This is a genomic window from Rhodopseudomonas palustris HaA2, assembly GCF_000013365.1.
Classification (GTDB): domain Bacteria; phylum Pseudomonadota; class Alphaproteobacteria; order Rhizobiales; family Xanthobacteraceae; genus Rhodopseudomonas; species Rhodopseudomonas palustris_J.
This window is the reverse complement of record NC_007778.1, coordinates 1,230,972-1,245,887: the sequence shown is the minus strand read 5'-3', so window position 1 is coordinate 1,245,887 and position 14,916 is coordinate 1,230,972. Positions and strand designations below refer to the sequence as shown.

Sequence of the window (14,916 nt, the reverse complement as noted above, 5' to 3'; positions counted from 1 at the left end):
CCGATCGCAAGGATCGGACCAGGCACGCATCGACCGCACCGCTCCGCAAAGTGTCGCGGCGCGGCCCTCGATCCGATTGAGACGGTGGCAACATGGCAGCATCGTGACCGGCGCGTCGCTCGCAGCGCGCCGGCGCTCACGACATCGTGGCTTACATGCCCTGATAATTCGGGCCGCCGCCGCCTTCCGGAGGCACCCAGGTGATGTTGCCGTTCGGATCCTTGATGTCGCAGGTTTTGCAGTGGACGCAGTTCTGCGCGTTGATCACGAAGCGCGGACCCGACGGCTCCTCGACCCATTCGTACACCGCCGCCGGGCAATAGCGCCCCGACGGTCCGGCGAAGACGTCGTGCTCCGACGTCTTCTGCAGGGCCATGTCGGCGACCTTCAGATGCACCGGCTGGTCTTCCTCGTGATTGGTGTTCGACAGGAACACCGAGGACAGCCGGTCGAAGGTCAGCTTGCCGTCCGGCTTCGCGGCCGGATGCCGCTCGTGCGACTTGGCGGGATCGAGCGTCGAGCGGTCCGGCTTGCCGTGCGACAGGGTGCCGAACACCGAGAAGCCGAGAGTCGAACACCACATCTCGAATCCGGCCAGCACCACGCCGACCGCGGTGCCGAACCTCGACCACAGCGGCTTGACGTTGCGGATCCTGAACAGGTCGCGGCCGATCGCGGAGTCGCGCCACGATTCCTCGTAGCTCTTGACCTCGTCGTTGCTGCGCCCCGCGGCGAGTGCGGCGGCAACGTGCTCGGCGGCGAGCATGCCGCTGCCGATCGCGTTGTGCACGCCCTTGATGCGCGGCACGTTGACGAAGCCCGCGGCGCAGCCGACAAGCGCGCCGCCGGGGAAGGTCAGCCGCGGCACCGACTGCCAGCCGCCTTCGGTGATGGCGCGCGCGCCGTAGGAAATCCGCTTGCCGCCCTCGAAGGTCGGCGCCACCGAGCGATGCGTCTTGAATTTCTGGAACTGCTCGAACGGCGACAGATAAGGATCGTCGTAGTTGAGATGCACGACGAAGCCGACCGCGACGAGGTTGGTGCCGTAGTGATAAAGAAACGAGCCGCCGCCGATATTGTTGCTGAGCGGCCAGCCGAACGAATGCGCGATCCGGCCCTTGCGGTGTTTCGCCGGATCGATCTCCCAGACTTCCTTCAGGCCGATGCCGAATTTCGGCGGGTCGCTGTCCTTGTCGAGCTTGTACTTGGCGATCAGCTGCTTCGCCAGGCTGCCGCGCGCGCCCTCGGCGAACAGCGTGTACTTGCCCAGTAGCTCCATGCCGCGCGTGAACGAATCCTTGGGCTGACCGTCGCGGCCGATGCCCATGTCGCCGGTGGCGATGCCGCGCACTTCGCCGTTGTCGCCGTACAGCACTTCGGTGGCGGCGAAGCCGGGATAGATTTCGACGCCGAGTTCTTCGGCCTTGGGGCCGAGCCAGCGGCACAGATCGCCGAGCGACCCGATGAAGTTCTTGTGGTTGTTGAGCATCGGCGGGACCATGATGCCCGGGACCTTGTAGGCCTTGTCCGCCGTCATGACGTAGAAATGATCGTCCTCGACATGGGTCTTGAGCGGACAGGTCTCGTCCTCACGCCAGCCCGGCATCAGCTTGTCGAGCGCGCTGACGTCGATCACCGCCCCGGAGAGGATGTGCGCGCCGACCTCGGAGCCTTTCTCGACCACGACCACCGACAGTTCGGGGTTGATCTGTTTCAGGTGGATGGCGGAAGCCAGTCCCGAGGGTCCCGCGCCCACGATCACAACGTCGAATTCCATCGATTCGCGGGGGGGCAGCGTTTCATCGCTCATTTAATTTTCTCGCAGGGACACTCTTGAACGTTTCCAGCCGGTGTTCTTTCTTATTTTTCCGCGAAGGACAACCTCCCAAATGTACCGGCTGCCCGATCGTTCCGGCTTTCATGCGGGGTTTTTCTCGGGCAGAGTCCGCTCTGCGAAACCGCCGGGCGCGTCCGGCCGTGCCCTCCCATCGCCGATCGACCGCCTATCATGACGCCCGAACCCGCGCCGAGTCTGAAGCAGCTGCTGGCATTCTATCTCGAGGCCGGGGTGGACTGCGCGCTGACCGACGAGCCGATCAACCGGATGCTCGACGACGAGACCGCCACGCCGGCCATAGCCGACGCGCCGGTCGCGCGGGCAGACACAATTCGGCCGCCGGCGCCGCGGCCGACAGCGTTGCCCGGCGTTGCGCCGCCGTCGCCGGAGGCCGCGATCGTGTCGGCCCGCGAGGCCGCCGCCACCGCGCCGACGCTCGAAGCATTGCGCGCATTGATGGAGCAGTTCGAGGGTTGCGCGCTACGCTCGACGGCGACGCGGCTGGTGTTCGCCGACGGCAATCCGCAAGCGCGGCTGATGCTGGTCGGCGAAGCGCCGGGCCGCGAGGAGGATATCGAGGGGCTGCCCTTCGTCGGCCGCTCCGGCAAGCTGCTCGACCTGATGCTCGCGGCGATCGGCCTCGACCGCAGCCAAGTCTACATCGCCAATGTGATCCCGTGGCGGCCGCCGGGCAATCGCACGCCGACGCCGCAGGAGACTCAGATCTGCCTGCCGTTCATCAAGCGGCAGATCGAGCTCGTGAATCCCGCAATCCTGGTGACGCTCGGCAATCCCTCGACCCAGACGCTGCTGTCCACCCGCGACGGCATCACCCGGACCCGCGGACGCTGGTTCGACTACGACAACGGCACGCGCATGATCCGCGCGATGCCGACGCTGCACCCGGCCTATCTGTTGCGGCAGCCGACCTACAAGCGGCTGGCGTGGCAGGATCTTCGCGCGATCGCGACGGCGCTCGCGGCAAGCGAGTCGCCGGCGGACTGATCGCGACGACAGCTACGGCGACGCCTTCGGCCGCACGATCGCCCAGCCGATCCGCAACGGCGGCTGGCGTCCGGCGATCATCCGCTCGAACGCGCGCGGCAGCTCCGGCACGATGTCCGGAAACCGCTGCGCGATCTCCGGCGGCGGCTTGCCGGCGGTGTCGGCGGCGCGCCAGACCACGAGGCCGCCGCGCTCGCTGAACGTCGCCGGTGTTACCCAGGGCGTGCGGGCCGGCGCCGCATCGAGAAACAGATGCGGCCGCGACCTGCCCATCGCGATCAGTCCGGCGAGTTCGGGATCGCCCGCCACCGCCGGCAGCGGCCGGCCGGTGCGGCGCTCGAAGCTCTCGCCGAAGAACCGGGCGATATCGCTGGCCGGCAGCGACGTCGCGCGTTCAGTGGGGCTCGCCCAGGGCTGCACCACCGCAGCAAGGATCACCGCCACCGCCGGTGCGGCCACCAGCGCGGCCCAGGCGGTGCGCAGCACGCGTTGCCGGCGCAGGCGGATCAGGTCCCCGGTCGCCATCACCACCGCGAGCCCGACCAGCAGCAGCGCGATGCCGGCGCCGCCGAGGACGTGAGACAGACCGAACAGGCCCGCGGCGATGCAGCCGAGCAGCGCTGGCGCCAGCGCGAAGACATACACGAACTGCCGCGCCAGCGGATCGACCGGCGCCCGATAGACCACCGGCGCGTCGTCCGACCCGCGATCGAACCTGGTGTTGAGCAACGCCAGCAGCGCAACGCCACCGAGCGCGACCAGCAGGCCGCCGAACAATTCGGCAGCGAGGATCGCACGATCACCGAGTTCAGTGGACGCCGGCAGCGGTGGCAGCGCGAAGATATCGGCACGGACCAGCCAGATGCCATAGGGCAGCACCAGCACCGCGATCACCAGCAGGCCGAACAGCGGATCGAACGACATCAGCGCGCGGCGGCTGCGTGCGGTCGCGAGCGCGAAGCCGATCGGCAGTAGCAACAGCGCGGGCGCGGCAACTGTCGTCAGCAGGAGAAGCCCGACCTCGATCGACAGCGCGAACCAGGCGCTGCGCCGACCCCGGCCGATGATCTCCCAGCTGTGCCACAGCACCAGCGCCCACAGCGGCCGCGCCAGCACCAGCGGCCCGAAGGCGACGCCGGGCTCCGCGAACGCCGTGATGGTCGCGGTCAGCAGCACCGCGATCACGGCGTGCTGCGGGCCGACCATGCTGCGCGCGAGCTGGAACAGAGCGTAGAATGTGACGATGAAGCAGAGCTGCGCCAGGATATAGACGCCGACGATGTGGCCGCCCGCGGCGCGAAAGGCGATGTCGGCGAGCCAGAACGCCAGCGGCGGGCCGAGGTCACTGCCGACCTGATATTCGCGGCCGTAGGCGAGCACGGTGGCGACACCCTCGGGCGGGCTGGCATAGACCAGCAGCGGCACCACCAGCCACAGCAGCGCCTGCGCTGACACCACCAGCCAGAACATCAGCCGCGGCCGGGCGCGGATCAATTCGATGATCAGGGAGGTGAAGCGCATGCGGGGCCAGCGGAGTTCGGTTCGCCCGTGATAGAGGCCACCGGCGCACCAGGCAACCGGCTTGGCCCCGCCTACAGCGTGGCTGCGTGACCGGAATCAGCCGGTGTGCCGAACAGATCACCGGTGAGACCTGTCGGTTCGGCCGGCGCCCCCTCGATCTTCTGCCAGGCGGCGGCCACTGGCGCGAAGAAACGGCGGTGATGCACGGACGGGCCGAGCCGTGCCAGCGCCGCGAGATGCTCCGGCACGCCGTAGCCCTTGTGCTGCTCGAAGCCGTAGCCGGGGCAGTCCTGCGCCAGCCGGCACATCAGCCGGTCGCGCGTGACCTTGGCGATGATCGAGGCCGCGGCGATCGACGCGATCAGCCCGTCGCCGCCGATCACCGCCTCGCTTTCGCAGCGCGTCGCGAGCCGATCGCGGCCGTCGACGAAGACGTGCTGCGGCAGGTCCGGCAGCGCATGCACCGCGCGGGTCAATGCCCACAGCGAGGCACGCAGGATGTTGTCGCGGTTGATCCGCTCCGGCGAGGCGCACGCCACCGAGACCTGCGCGCTGGCGCAGATTTCCTCGAACAGCTCTTCGCGCTTCTCGGCTGAGAGCCGCTTGGAGTCGTCGAGCCCCTTGGGCACCCGCTTGGGATCGAGCACCACCGCAGCCGCGACCACCGGGCCGGCGAGCGGCCCGCGACCCGCCTCGTCGCAGCCGGCGACCGGCCAGATGCCGCGCTTGATCAGCGCCCGTTCGCGCCGAAAGCTCGGCGGCGCGACGGCGATCACGCCCTTGCCCAGTCCCTTGGCGGGCGAGGCTTTGACGGCCTGCGCCGTTCCGGTGGCTTTGCTTGACGTCGCGGCAGACTTCGCCGCCTTGGGCGTCGTCTTCGCCTTGCCGGGCGCGGCCTTGGCAGGCTTCGTGGAATTCCGAATCATGTGGCGATGCTGCGGGCAGGCACCGGCACGCGCAACCGGAAATTCAGCGCCATGCCCGCTATTCAAGCGACCTCGAAGCCGCCGGAACTTGCCCCCTCCCCATCAGTCCCGCGCGCGTGGCAGCCCCGCTAGAACAAACTCAGCTGCTGCCCCGCCCGCTCCGGCTTTTCGAAATGATCCGTCGTCAATTTCGAGCGGCGCTTGTTGAGGCCGAGCCGCGCGCAGGCGGTCTCGAAGCGGCGACCGATCATCCAGGCGATCGGGCCGGTGCCTTTCATCCGCGTGCCCCATTGCGAATCGTAGTCGCGGCCGCCGCGCATGTCGCGGATCAGGGTGAAGACGTGGCGGTAGCGATCCGGATAGTTCGCCATCAGCCATTCGCGGAACAGGTCGCGCACTTCCAGCGGCAGCCGCAGCATCACGTAGCTGGCCTCCTTGACGCCGGCATGGGCGGCGGCGTCGAGGATGCGCTCGATCTCCACATCGTTGAGCGCCGGGATCACCGGCGCCACCATCACGGTGGTCGGAATCCCGGCCTCGGAGAGCCGCTTCAGCGCTTCCAGCCGCTTCTCAGGCGCGGAGGCGCGCGGCTCCATGGTGCGCGCCAGTTTCGGATCCAGCGATGTCACCGACAGCGCGACCTTGGCGAGCTGGCGCTTCGCCATCCGCGCCAGAATGTCGATGTCACGCGTGACCAGCGCCGATTTGGTGACGATGCCGACCGGATGGCCGGTCTTCTCCAGCACTTCGAGAACGCCCCGCATGATCTTGTGCTCGCGCTCGATCGGCTGATACGGGTCGGTATTGGTACCGATCGCGATCATCCGCGGCTGATAGTCGGCAGCGGCGAGTTCTTTCTCCAGCAGCGCCGGCGCATCCGGCTTGGCGAACAGCCGCGATTCGAAATCCAGCCCCGGCGACAGGCCGAGATAGGCATGGGTCGGCCGCGCGAAGCAATAGACGCAGCCGTGCTCGCAGCCGCGATACGGATTGATCGAACGATCGAAGCCGATATCCGGCGACTCGTTGCGGGTGATGACTTTCCGCGCGGTGTCGAGCGCGACCGTGGTCTTGAACGGCGGCAGCTCGTCGAGGCTCTGCCAGCCATCATCGAACGCGACCCGCGCCTCGGCTTCGTAGCGGCCCGACTCGTTGGATTGCGCGCCGCGGCCGCGCCGCCGCTGCTTGTCGATCGCAATTTCAATCTCAGGAAACGGAGAGATTGCGCCCACCGGCTCGGAGGGCGCCGTGACCGGCGGGCGCTTGAGGGCATTGGATGCTCTGCTCATGGTTCGAAGATAGCGGGTCGCAGGAACAAATCAAGAACATATTTGGCGGATCCACAGCGGGCCGCTGCGGTCGACCGCCGCCTGCGATCTGTGCATCGCAATTCCCGGCTGATTTCGGCGGCACGAGGTGCTAAGCGTGCACCAAATGGTCGTAACCACGTCATTTGGCGGACATGCTGAGCGTCATCATTCCCACCGACGGAGTTGAGCGGACCGCGGTCGCCACCTTGGCGGCGCTGGTGCCTGGCGCTGCCGCCGGCGTCGTCCGCGAGGTGGTGCTGGTCGATCGCAAGAATGACGGGGTGATCGAGCGGGTCGCGGACGTCGCCGGCTGCGGCTTCCTCGCGGTGCAGGGCAGCCGCGCCGCGGCGCTGGCGGCGGGCGCGCGGCAGTCGCGGTCGCCATGGCTGATGTTCCTGCATGCCGGCGCGGTGCTGGACTCCGGCTGGATCGAGGAAACCTCGCAGTTCATCCAGGGCGTGTCGCTGAGCGGCCACCCCCGCGCGGGGATTTTCCGCTATGCGCGATCGCCCTATGCGGAGCCGAGCTGGCGCGAGACGTTCCGCAGCCTGCGCAGACAGATCGCGGGACCGCGGGCCGATCAGGGCCTACTGATCGCCCGCGACCACTACGACCAGCTCGGCGGTCACGATCCGGAGCGCTCCGAGGCTCGGCTGCTGCGGCAGCTCGGCCGCTCGTCGCGCACCCTGCTGCGCAGCCGGATCGTGCTGGTCTGACGGCAGCGCCGCTGCGCTTCCCTCCACGTTTCTATGAACTCTCTCCCCGCCCCGGCGCACCAGCCGAATGGTGTCCGCTCGAGGCAACTCGACGGCCCAAGCCGCTTCGCAAAAATTACTTGCCATCGGCAACTATATATTTGACAATGGCAACCATTGAGGAGTTGCCATGTCCAGCCCCGTCCCGCCCGATCAGGTCGACACCGTCCGCGGCTTCAACCGGTTCTACACCCGCCGGCTCGGCGTGCTCGAGCAGCATCTGCTGAATACGCCTTTCTCGCTCACCGAAGCCCGCGTGCTGTACGAGCTGGCGTATCGCGAGGCCCCGCTCGCCAAGGAAATCGGCGCAGAGCTGGGCATCGACGCCGGCTATCTCAGCCGGATCCTGCAGAGCTTCGACGATCAGGGCCTGATCAGCCGCAAGCCGTCGCCGGACGACCGGCGGCAGTCGCGGATCGGCCTGACGGCGAAAGGCCGGACCACCTACGGCCGGCTCGAGCAGCGCTCGCAACAGGAGATCGCGGCGATGCTCGCGGGCCTGCAGCCGTCCGAGCGATCGCGTCTGGTGGCGTCGATGACGACCATCGAGCGGCTGCTCCGCGCAGCCCCGTCCCAAGGCCCGGTCCTGCGCGGCCCGCAGCCCGGCGACATCGGCTGGGTGGTGCAGAGCCACGGCGCGTTCTACGCCGCCGAATACGGTTTCGACACCTCGTTCGAGGCGCTGGTCGCCGAGATCGCCGGCCGGTTTCTCGCCTCGCACGATCCCAGGCGCGAGCGCTGCTGGATCGCCGAGCTCGACGGCGCGCAGGCCGGCTCGCTGTTTCTGGTGCAGGCCAGCGACGAGGTCGCCAAGCTGCGGCTGCTGCTGGTGACGCCGCAGGCGCGCGGCCACCGGCTCGGGCAACGGATGGTGCAGGAGGCGATCTGCTTCGCCCGGCAATGCGGCTATCGCAAAGTGACGCTGTGGACCCAGAGCATCCTCGTCGCCGCGCGAAAAATCTATCAGGACGCCGGCTTCATCCTGGTCGCGACCGAGCCGCATCGCAGCTTCGGCACCGACCTGATCGGCGAGACCTGGGAGCTGACACTGTAATGGCGCCGCGTCGCGACCAGTCGCGGCGCGTCACACCCGAACTGATCGCGTTCCACGCCCGGCGTGGGCGGGAGCTGCAACGCGTCGCGATCCATGCGGCTTTGCGGGCGCTGATCGGCTGGCTGCGCGCGGCGCTCGGCCGGCGCCGCCTCTGAGCGGCCGCGTCACGCGGCGCGATCGGCCACCATCGTCTCGACGAATTGCGGATAGCACTCGGCGAGTTCGGTGGTGACCCGGCCGCGCAGCAGCGAAAGCGTTTCCGCATCCGGCTCCGGCGTGAACGGCACCTCGTCCGGCACGTCGTAGTCGAAGCCGGTGGCGGCGCGGACAGCGGCAGCCGAGCCGCCGCGATGCACGCTGCGCAGCGCAAAGCGCTTGTTCTCCTTGTCGAAGTCGAACAGCGCGAGGCCAGTCAGCAGCGCATGCGGCCCGCCGCTGCGATGAATGCCCTCGCTCGATCCCGGCGCGCTGACGAAATCGACCTTGTCGACCAGCACCCGCGGCGAGTGTTCCTCGCGGAACAGGATCACCCGCGGGATCAGATAATACATGAAGGCGGAGCCGAACGAGCCCGGCCAGCGCACAGTGCTCGCCGGATAGTCGCCGGTGCCGACCAGATTGATGTTGGCCTGCCCGTCGATCTGCCCGCCGCCAAGGAAGAACGCGTCGATGCGGCCTTGGGCGGTGGCGTCGAACAGTTCGAACGAGCCGTTGGTGAAGAAATTATGCTGGCGCGAGCCGAGCACGATCACCCGCACGCGCTCGCGGCCGCGGCTCTCGTTGCGGGCACGCAGCAGCATCGCGCCGGCTGCCGGCATCGGCGACGACGCGCCGACCGCGACGGTGCGGACGCCGTCGAGCAGATCGGCGATGGTGGCGATCAGGATTTCGCGGGACGTCGCAGGCAGCGCGCTCATGCCACCGCCTCGAATGCCTGCGCGAAGCCCTTCATGTAGGCCGCGAAGCCGTCGGCCGAGCGCGCCATCTTGGCGTAGCGTGCGACTTCGGCCGAGTCGGTGACGTATTCACCGGCGAGGCCCAGCGGCCAGGCGCCGTGCTTCGCCTCGGCGATCGCGCCGACATACAGCGCCGGCAACACGCCCGCCGCAGAGCGTTCGTCGGCGAGCAGCGAGGTCTCGACGATGCGCTCGACCGTCACCAGCGTGGTCTTGGCCGCATAGGCCATCGCCGCGAGCTCGGTCTGCCGTCCGATCCGGACATTGCCGAAGCGATCGGCCTCGGGGGCGTGAAACAGCGCGATGTCGGGCCGGATCGCCGACACCACGACGATCGGGTCGTTCTCAGCGAACGGATTGTCGATCACCTTCCAGTCCGGCCGCGAGGCCAGCAGGTCGCTGCCGATGATGCCGCGGATCGGCATGAACGGCACGCCCTTCTGACCGGCGACGAGGCCGGCGAGAATCGCCGGGCAGGTCGCATCCATCATCTTGAACGCGCCGTTGCGAATCCCGTCGGCGAATCGCGGCGCGCCGCCGGCTTCACCCAGCGTCACCGCGCTGGTCTCGAGCGTGCCGACCAGCCCCTCGCCGATCAGCATGTCGGCCTGCATGCCGCTGATCGGAACGCAAACGAGGTGCAGATTTTTCGGGCGGTTGGCGAGGATGGCGGCGGTGGCGGCCATCGCGACGCCGGCATTGTCGGACGACAGCGCCACCGTCATGCCGTCGCGCACCTGCGCGGCCAGTTGCTGCAGCGAAACGATCTCTCCCACGGCATCCTCCCTCGTCGCCGCGTGGTCGCGGCTGTCGTTGGGACGGATGGTTTCGTGAGCCGGCGGAACTGTCAAGCCGCGGCGCCGCTCACCACGCATGCGGCGGGATTAGGCCTTGTCGCGGCGCAGGTGTTCGTCGAGTCGCGGCATGATCTCGACGAAGTTGCACGGCCGGGTGCGGTAATCGAGCTGTGCGGCCAGAATGCCGTCCCAGCCGTCGCGGCAGGCGCCGGGCGAGCCCGGCAGGCAGAAGAGGTAGGTCGCGCCGGCGACGCCGGCGGTGGCGCGCGACTGGATCGTCGAGGTGCCGATCTTGGCGTAGCTCATCATGTGGAACGCGATCGAGAAGCCGTCCATGCGCTTTTCGAACAGCGGCTCGATCGCCTCCGGCGTGACGTCGCGGCCGGTGAAGCCGGTGCCGCCGGTGGTGATGATCGCGTCGACGCCATCGTCGGCGATCCAGCGCCGCACGACATCGCGAATCGCCGCGATATCGTCCTTCACGATCTCCCGCGCCGCGAGATGGTGTCCCGCCGCCGTCAGCCGCTCGACCAGCGTCGCGCCCGACTTGTCGTCGTCGAGCGAACGCGTATCGGACACGGTGAGCACCGCGATGTTGAGCGGGATGAAAGTCTTCGGCTGTTCGGAGGAGGCCATCATCGGTCCTTGCTGCATCTCAACTCTGCGGCCGTCATCCTGAGGTGCGAGCGAAGCGAGCCTCGAAGGATGAATGCTGTGCGCGTTTTCCATCCTTCGAGGCGCGCCCGTCGGGCGCACACCTCAGGATGACGCTGTGCGCGTCTCAGCCTCTCTTACAGCCTCTCCGCCGCGAAGGTGTTGCACGACTGGATCGTGCCCTGCTGATAGCCGGTCATGAACCAGCGCTTGCGCTGCGCGGCCGAGCCGTGGGTGAAGGAATCCGGCACCACGTCCCGGCCGGCGTTGCGCTGCAGCGTGTCGTCGCCGATCGCGCTCGCCGTGGTCAACGCCGCGTCGATATCGCCGGGCTCCAGGAAGTTCGGCCGCTTCTTCTCCTCCCGGTTGACCCAGACGCCGGACAGGCAATCGGCCTGCAATTCGACGCGCACCTGCAGCGCGTTGGATTCGGCGCGCGAGCCCGCCTGCTGCTGCAGGCGCGTCACGCGCGGCAGGATACCGAGCAGGTTCTGGACGTGGTGACCGGCCTCGTGGGCGATGATGTAGGCCGCCGTGAACCGGCAGGCGCTGCCGGAGCAGCCCTTGAAGCGGGTTTCGACCTGCTTGAAGAAATTGGTGTCGATGAAGATCTGCTTGTCCGGCGGACAATAGAACGGCCCCATCGCCGATTGCGCCATGCCGCAGCGACCGCCATTGGTGGAATTGCGGAACAGCACGATCTTCGGCCCGACATAGGTCTGGCCATTGGCCTTGAAGATTTCGGTCCAGCGATCATCGATCTCGCCGAGCACGCCGGAGATCATCTTGCCCATGTCGTCGGTCGGCGCGCCCTGCTTGCCGGGCGAGGACCGCTCGCTCTGCTGGGTCGGCGCGCCGCCGGTGAGCATCTCGGCGCCGCTGATCAGCAGCCGCGGATCGATGCCCGTGGCCCAGCCGATCAGGCCGAGCACGACGATCGCGCCGATCCCCAATCCGCCGCCGCCCATCGGAAATCCGCCGCCGCCGCCACCACCGCTGTCGCGTCGGTCGTCGATATTGTCGCTGCGACGGAAATCATCGTCACGCATCAGCTTTACCCCGGTTCACGGCGTCCGCCGGCCGCACGATGCGGTCGGCACGAACGCATTCGCGACAATTAGAAATAACCTGCCCGGCAAATATTGCCTAGTGCGCAGATCAGCGGCCTCACGCGCGCTCATCGATCGTCGACCTCCCTCGGGCCTTGGACGGGCCTTGGAAATGACCCGCAAACTCGGTCCCCGACGCATGGTAGCAGGCGACCGAGAGAACGACGGCGCGCCCAGGTCGTTCCCGTCGCGACGAATTCGATTTCAATTAAGTCGATTTTTACTTTGCCGGGGCATGGTGTCGCCAGTCGGTTGTTTAGTCCCGCGTCTCCGACGGCGTCACATGAGTCAGAGTAGTTGAGTCATGATTTTGTCGCGTCGCGGGGCGTCTGCAAGGGCGCCCCGCACTCAATTCGAGTCCGCTCCGGAGAATCGAATCATCGTCGGCGATTGCGTCGCCGAGATGTCGAAGCTTCCGGCCAAATCGGTCGATCTGGTGTTCGCCGATCCGCCGTACAATCTTCAACTCAAGGGCGCGCTCAAACGCCCCGACGAATCGCAGGTCGACGCGGTCGACGACGATTGGGACAAGTTCTCGTCGTTCGCCGCCTATGACGACTTCACCCGCGCCTGGCTGCTCGCGGCACGCCGGATCATGAAGCCGTCTGCGACGATCTGGGTGATCGGCTCGTATCACAACATCTTCCGCGTCGGCGCGATCATGCAGGACCTCGGGTTCTGGGTGCTCAACGACATCGTCTGGCGCAAGACCAACCCGATGCCGAATTTCCGCGGCCGCAGATTCACCAATGCCCACGAGACCATGATCTGGGCAGCGCGCGACGAGAACGCCAAGGGCTACACCTTCAACTACGACGCGCTGAAGGCCTCGAACGAGGACGTCCAGGCACGCTCCGACTGGCTGATTCCGCTGTGCACCGGCGACGAACGGCTGAAGGGCAAGGACGGCAAGAAGGTGCATCCGACGCAGAAGCCGGAAGGCCTGCTGGCGCGCGTGCTGTTGAGTTCGTCGAAGCCCGGCGATCTGGTGATCGATCCGTTCAATGGAACCGGCACCACCGGCGCCGTCGCCAAGCGTCTGCGCCGCAACTACATCGGCTTCGAGCGCGACCGCACCTATGCGGACGCGGCGCGGGCGCGAATCGATGCGGTCGAACCGCTCCCGGAAGACACGCTGAAACCGTTCCTCACCGCGCGCGACGCGCCGCGGGTGGCGTTCTCCGAACTGATCGAGCGCGGCATGATCTCGCCGGGCGCCAAACTGGTCGACTCGAAGAAGCGCCACGGCGCGCTGGTCCGCGCCGACGGCGCGATCATGCTCGGCGACAAGGTCGGCTCCATCCACCGCATCGGCGCAATGGCGCAGGGCTCCGAAGCCTGCAACGGCTGGACCTTCTGGCACGTCGAGACCACCAAGGGCCTGCGCCTGATCGACGAACTGCGCGCCGAAGTGCGCAGCGCGATGGCCGTCGGCTGAGGTTCGGAGTCAGAAGAGGTCTCTGCCCGTCATTGCGAGGAGCGAAGCGACGAAGCAATCCAGCGCAGTGCACTGGGCTGGATTGCTTCGCTTCGCTCGCAATGACGGATGTGGTGGGGTCTAGTCTTTAAATGACAGGCCGAGCCGCGAAGCTGCCGCTACGTCCACTAGCACAGCCTCATGGTGAGGAGGCGCGTAGCGCCGTCTCGAACCATGAATTGATCCGGTCTGGCTCGACTTCACACGACCGAGACCAACGCAGCGCGGCTTCAGATCCGCGTGGCGCCGAACGCGACTACGCCGCGTTCTGCTCGATCAGGTCCTTGCGCACCTGGTCGAGATAGTCGCGGATCTGCCGTGCCAGCGTCCCCGAATTGGACGACAGGTGATTCGACGTCGTCATTGTCGCGGCGGCGTAGCTCTCGGTTTCGCGCGCGGTCGCGGTGACGGTCTGGATGCTGCTGGCGATATCGCTCACCATCGCGAACGCCTGCTCGATGTTCTGCGCGATCTCCGCGGTCGCGACCGACTGTGCCTCGGCGGCTTCGGCGATGGTTCCGGTGATGCCGACGACTTCCGTCATCACCGCGCCGATCTCGCCGATCGACGTGCTGACCGCGTCCGCGGCGCCGTGGACGTGATCGACCTGCGCCTCGATCTCGCCGGTGAACTTCGCGGTCTGTTCGGCGAGCGACTTGACTTCGTGGGCGACGACGGCGAAGCCGCGGCCGGCATCGCCGGCGCGCGCCGCTTCGATGGTGGCATTGAGCGCCAGCAGATTGGTCTGGCTGGCGATGGTCTCGATCGACTTCACCACCTGACTGATCCGTTCGGCGACGTCGCGCAACTTGGCGACGTCGGCGGAGGCTTCCGACACGCGCGTGACGGCGCGGCTGACGATCTCGGACGAACGGCCGATATCCGCGCCGACCGCGCGGGCGCTGGACGACAAGCCGGCGGTGGCGTTCGCCACCGAGCGCATGTTGCCGCTGGCCTGTTCCGACGCCACGGCGACCGCGGTGAGGCTCTCGCGGGTCGTTGATGCGCCGCGGGTCAGATTGCTCGCGGTGTCGCGCATGCCGGAAGAATCCTCGTCGAGCGCGCCGACGACGTCACTGACGGCCCGCTCGAGTCCGGCGGCCTGTTGATCGAAGCTCCGGATGCGGGCTTCGATGCTGTCGGTGGCGTGGTTGATCGTGGTGGCGCCGCGCAGCAGCGCGCCGTGCAGGCCGCCGGGCAGGATCCGCCGGAAATAGTGGTGATGCTGAACGGCATGCATCGACGCGGTGGCTTCCCGCACGAAGGCATCGCAATCGTCGACCACGTCGTTGATCGCGCCGAGCATTTCGCCGAGGCGGCCGGAGGTCGGAATGTGCAGGATGCGGGCCTCGAAATCGCCGTCGGCGACCCGCCGGCAGACGTCGCGCGCCTGCTCGATCCGCCGCGCCGTTCCGGTCACGCCGATAAACGCCAGCGCCGCCGCCACGAGCGCGACCGCCTGCAGCGACAACGCCGCCGTCGGATAATTCATCCAGGCCAGCGCGGCTGCGAGCG

Annotated in this window: 14 protein-coding genes; 5 read left to right on the top strand and 9 right to left on the bottom strand. The window is 67.6% G+C overall.

The features are described 5' to 3' along the window. Window positions 1–151 precede the first annotated feature (151 nt). Window positions 152–1,810 (bottom strand): electron transfer flavoprotein-ubiquinone oxidoreductase, encoded by a 1,659-nt coding sequence (locus RPB_RS05480; protein WP_011439983.1) that lies wholly within the window; start codon window positions 1,808–1,810, stop codon window positions 152–154. Window positions 1,811–2,008: 198 nt separating this feature from the next. Between RPB_RS05480 and RPB_RS05475 the strand changes: the two genes are divergently transcribed. Beyond that, complete coding sequence (locus tag RPB_RS05475) at window positions 2,009–2,842, top strand: uracil-DNA glycosylase (RefSeq protein ID WP_011439982.1); 834 nt, start codon at window positions 2,009–2,011, stop codon at window positions 2,840–2,842. A gap of 12 nt (window positions 2,843–2,854) precedes the next feature. On the opposite strand, the gene RPB_RS05470 is transcribed toward RPB_RS05475, so the two are convergent. From RPB_RS05470 to RPB_RS05460, 3 genes are all read right to left on the bottom strand, one after another. Further along, window positions 2,855–4,363: a glycosyltransferase family 39 protein gene (locus RPB_RS05470; RefSeq protein WP_011439981.1), complete on the bottom strand. Its 1,509-nt coding sequence runs from the start codon at window positions 4,361–4,363 to the stop codon at window positions 2,855–2,857. Window positions 4,364–4,434: 71 nt separating this feature from the next. Then, window positions 4,435–5,289 carry a ribonuclease HII gene (locus RPB_RS05465; RefSeq protein ID WP_011439980.1) on the bottom strand — a complete coding sequence of 285 codons (855 nt, stop codon included), beginning with the start codon at window positions 5,287–5,289 and terminating at the stop codon, window positions 4,435–4,437. A 128-nt stretch (window positions 5,290–5,417) separates the two neighbouring features. Then, a complete protein-coding gene (locus tag RPB_RS05460) occupies window positions 5,418–6,578 on the bottom strand; it encodes a PA0069 family radical SAM protein (protein WP_011439979.1) in 1,161 nt (386 codons plus the stop codon). 173 nt (window positions 6,579–6,751) lie between these two features. On the opposite strand from RPB_RS05460, the gene RPB_RS05455 reads away from it, so the two are divergent. The 3 genes from RPB_RS05455 (at window position 6,752) to RPB_RS24500 (ending at window position 8,563) form a co-directional block, all read left to right on the top strand. Then, window positions 6,752–7,315: a glycosyl transferase gene (locus RPB_RS05455; RefSeq protein ID WP_011439978.1), complete on the top strand. Its 564-nt coding sequence runs from the start codon at window positions 6,752–6,754 to the stop codon at window positions 7,313–7,315. 169 nt (window positions 7,316–7,484) lie between these two features. Continuing rightward, on the top strand, window positions 7,485–8,408 hold the full coding sequence (locus tag RPB_RS05450; RefSeq protein WP_011439977.1) for a bifunctional helix-turn-helix transcriptional regulator/GNAT family N-acetyltransferase: 924 nt from the start codon (window positions 7,485–7,487) through the stop codon (window positions 8,406–8,408). Beyond that, on the top strand, window positions 8,408–8,563 hold the full coding sequence (locus tag RPB_RS24500) for a hypothetical protein (protein ID WP_157038779.1): 156 nt from the start codon (window positions 8,408–8,410) through the stop codon (window positions 8,561–8,563). The genes RPB_RS05450 and RPB_RS24500 overlap by 1 nt, the downstream gene beginning before the upstream one ends. A gap of 9 nt (window positions 8,564–8,572) precedes the next feature. Here RPB_RS24500 and RPB_RS05445 read toward each other — a convergent pair whose 3' ends face one another. From RPB_RS05445 to ypfJ, 4 genes are all read right to left on the bottom strand, one after another. After that, window positions 8,573–9,325 carry a CoA transferase gene (locus RPB_RS05445; RefSeq protein WP_011439976.1) on the bottom strand — a complete coding sequence of 251 codons (753 nt, stop codon included), beginning with the start codon at window positions 9,323–9,325 and terminating at the stop codon, window positions 8,573–8,575. Beyond that, on the bottom strand, window positions 9,322–10,140 hold the full coding sequence (locus tag RPB_RS05440; protein WP_011439975.1) for a CoA transferase subunit A: 819 nt from the start codon (window positions 10,138–10,140) through the stop codon (window positions 9,322–9,324). Before RPB_RS05440 ends, RPB_RS05445 begins: the two co-directional genes overlap by 4 nt. 108 nt (window positions 10,141–10,248) lie before the next feature. Beyond that, window positions 10,249–10,797, bottom strand: coding sequence for a molybdenum cofactor biosynthesis protein B (moaB, locus tag RPB_RS05435; RefSeq protein ID WP_011439974.1), 549 nt, complete (start codon window positions 10,795–10,797; stop codon window positions 10,249–10,251). 155 nt (window positions 10,798–10,952) lie between these two features. Beyond that, entirely contained in the window at window positions 10,953–11,864 is a 912-nt protein-coding gene (ypfJ, locus tag RPB_RS05430; RefSeq protein ID WP_011439973.1) for a KPN_02809 family neutral zinc metallopeptidase, read from the bottom strand. A gap of 364 nt (window positions 11,865–12,228) precedes the next feature. Here ypfJ and RPB_RS05425 point away from each other — a divergent pair, with 364 nt between their 5' ends. After that, window positions 12,229–13,362, top strand: coding sequence for a site-specific DNA-methyltransferase (locus tag RPB_RS05425; protein ID WP_011439972.1), 1,134 nt, complete (start codon window positions 12,229–12,231; stop codon window positions 13,360–13,362). Window positions 13,363–13,657: 295 nt separating this feature from the next. On the opposite strand, the gene RPB_RS05420 is transcribed toward RPB_RS05425, so the two are convergent. Beyond that, window positions 13,658–14,893, bottom strand: a complete 1,236-nt coding sequence (locus RPB_RS05420) for a methyl-accepting chemotaxis protein (protein WP_011439971.1) — start codon at window positions 14,891–14,893, stop codon at window positions 13,658–13,660. Window positions 14,894–14,916: the final 23 nt, after the last annotated feature.

Excerpts from the sequence above, each read along its gene's own strand:
- RPB_RS05480 (WP_011439983.1), bottom strand. The coding sequence starts at position 1,810 with ATGAGCGATGAAACGCTGCCCCCCCGCGAATCGATGGAATTCGACGTT.
- RPB_RS05475 (WP_011439982.1), top strand. The coding sequence starts at position 2,009 with ATGACGCCCGAACCCGCGCCGAGTCTGAAGCAGCTGCTGGCATTCTAT.
- RPB_RS05470 (WP_011439981.1), bottom strand. The coding sequence starts at position 4,363 with ATGCGCTTCACCTCCCTGATCATCGAATTGATCCGCGCCCGGCCGCGG.
- RPB_RS05465 (WP_011439980.1), bottom strand. The coding sequence starts at position 5,289 with ATGATTCGGAATTCCACGAAGCCTGCCAAGGCCGCGCCCGGCAAGGCG.
- RPB_RS05460 (WP_011439979.1), bottom strand. The coding sequence starts at position 6,578 with ATGAGCAGAGCATCCAATGCCCTCAAGCGCCCGCCGGTCACGGCGCCC.
- RPB_RS05455 (WP_011439978.1), top strand. The coding sequence starts at position 6,752 with ATGCTGAGCGTCATCATTCCCACCGACGGAGTTGAGCGGACCGCGGTC.
- RPB_RS05450 (WP_011439977.1), top strand. The coding sequence starts at position 7,485 with ATGTCCAGCCCCGTCCCGCCCGATCAGGTCGACACCGTCCGCGGCTTC.
- RPB_RS24500 (WP_157038779.1), top strand. The coding sequence starts at position 8,408 with ATGGCGCCGCGTCGCGACCAGTCGCGGCGCGTCACACCCGAACTGATC.
- RPB_RS05445 (WP_011439976.1), bottom strand. The coding sequence starts at position 9,325 with ATGAGCGCGCTGCCTGCGACGTCCCGCGAAATCCTGATCGCCACCATC.
- moaB (WP_011439974.1), bottom strand. The coding sequence starts at position 10,797 with ATGGCCTCCTCCGAACAGCCGAAGACTTTCATCCCGCTCAACATCGCG.
- ypfJ (WP_011439973.1), bottom strand. The coding sequence starts at position 11,864 with ATGCGTGACGATGATTTCCGTCGCAGCGACAATATCGACGACCGACGC.
- RPB_RS05425 (WP_011439972.1), top strand. The coding sequence starts at position 12,229 with ATGATTTTGTCGCGTCGCGGGGCGTCTGCAAGGGCGCCCCGCACTCAA.
- RPB_RS05420 (WP_011439971.1), bottom strand. The coding sequence starts at position 14,893 with ATGAATTATCCGACGGCGGCGTTGTCGCTGCAGGCGGTCGCGCTCGTG.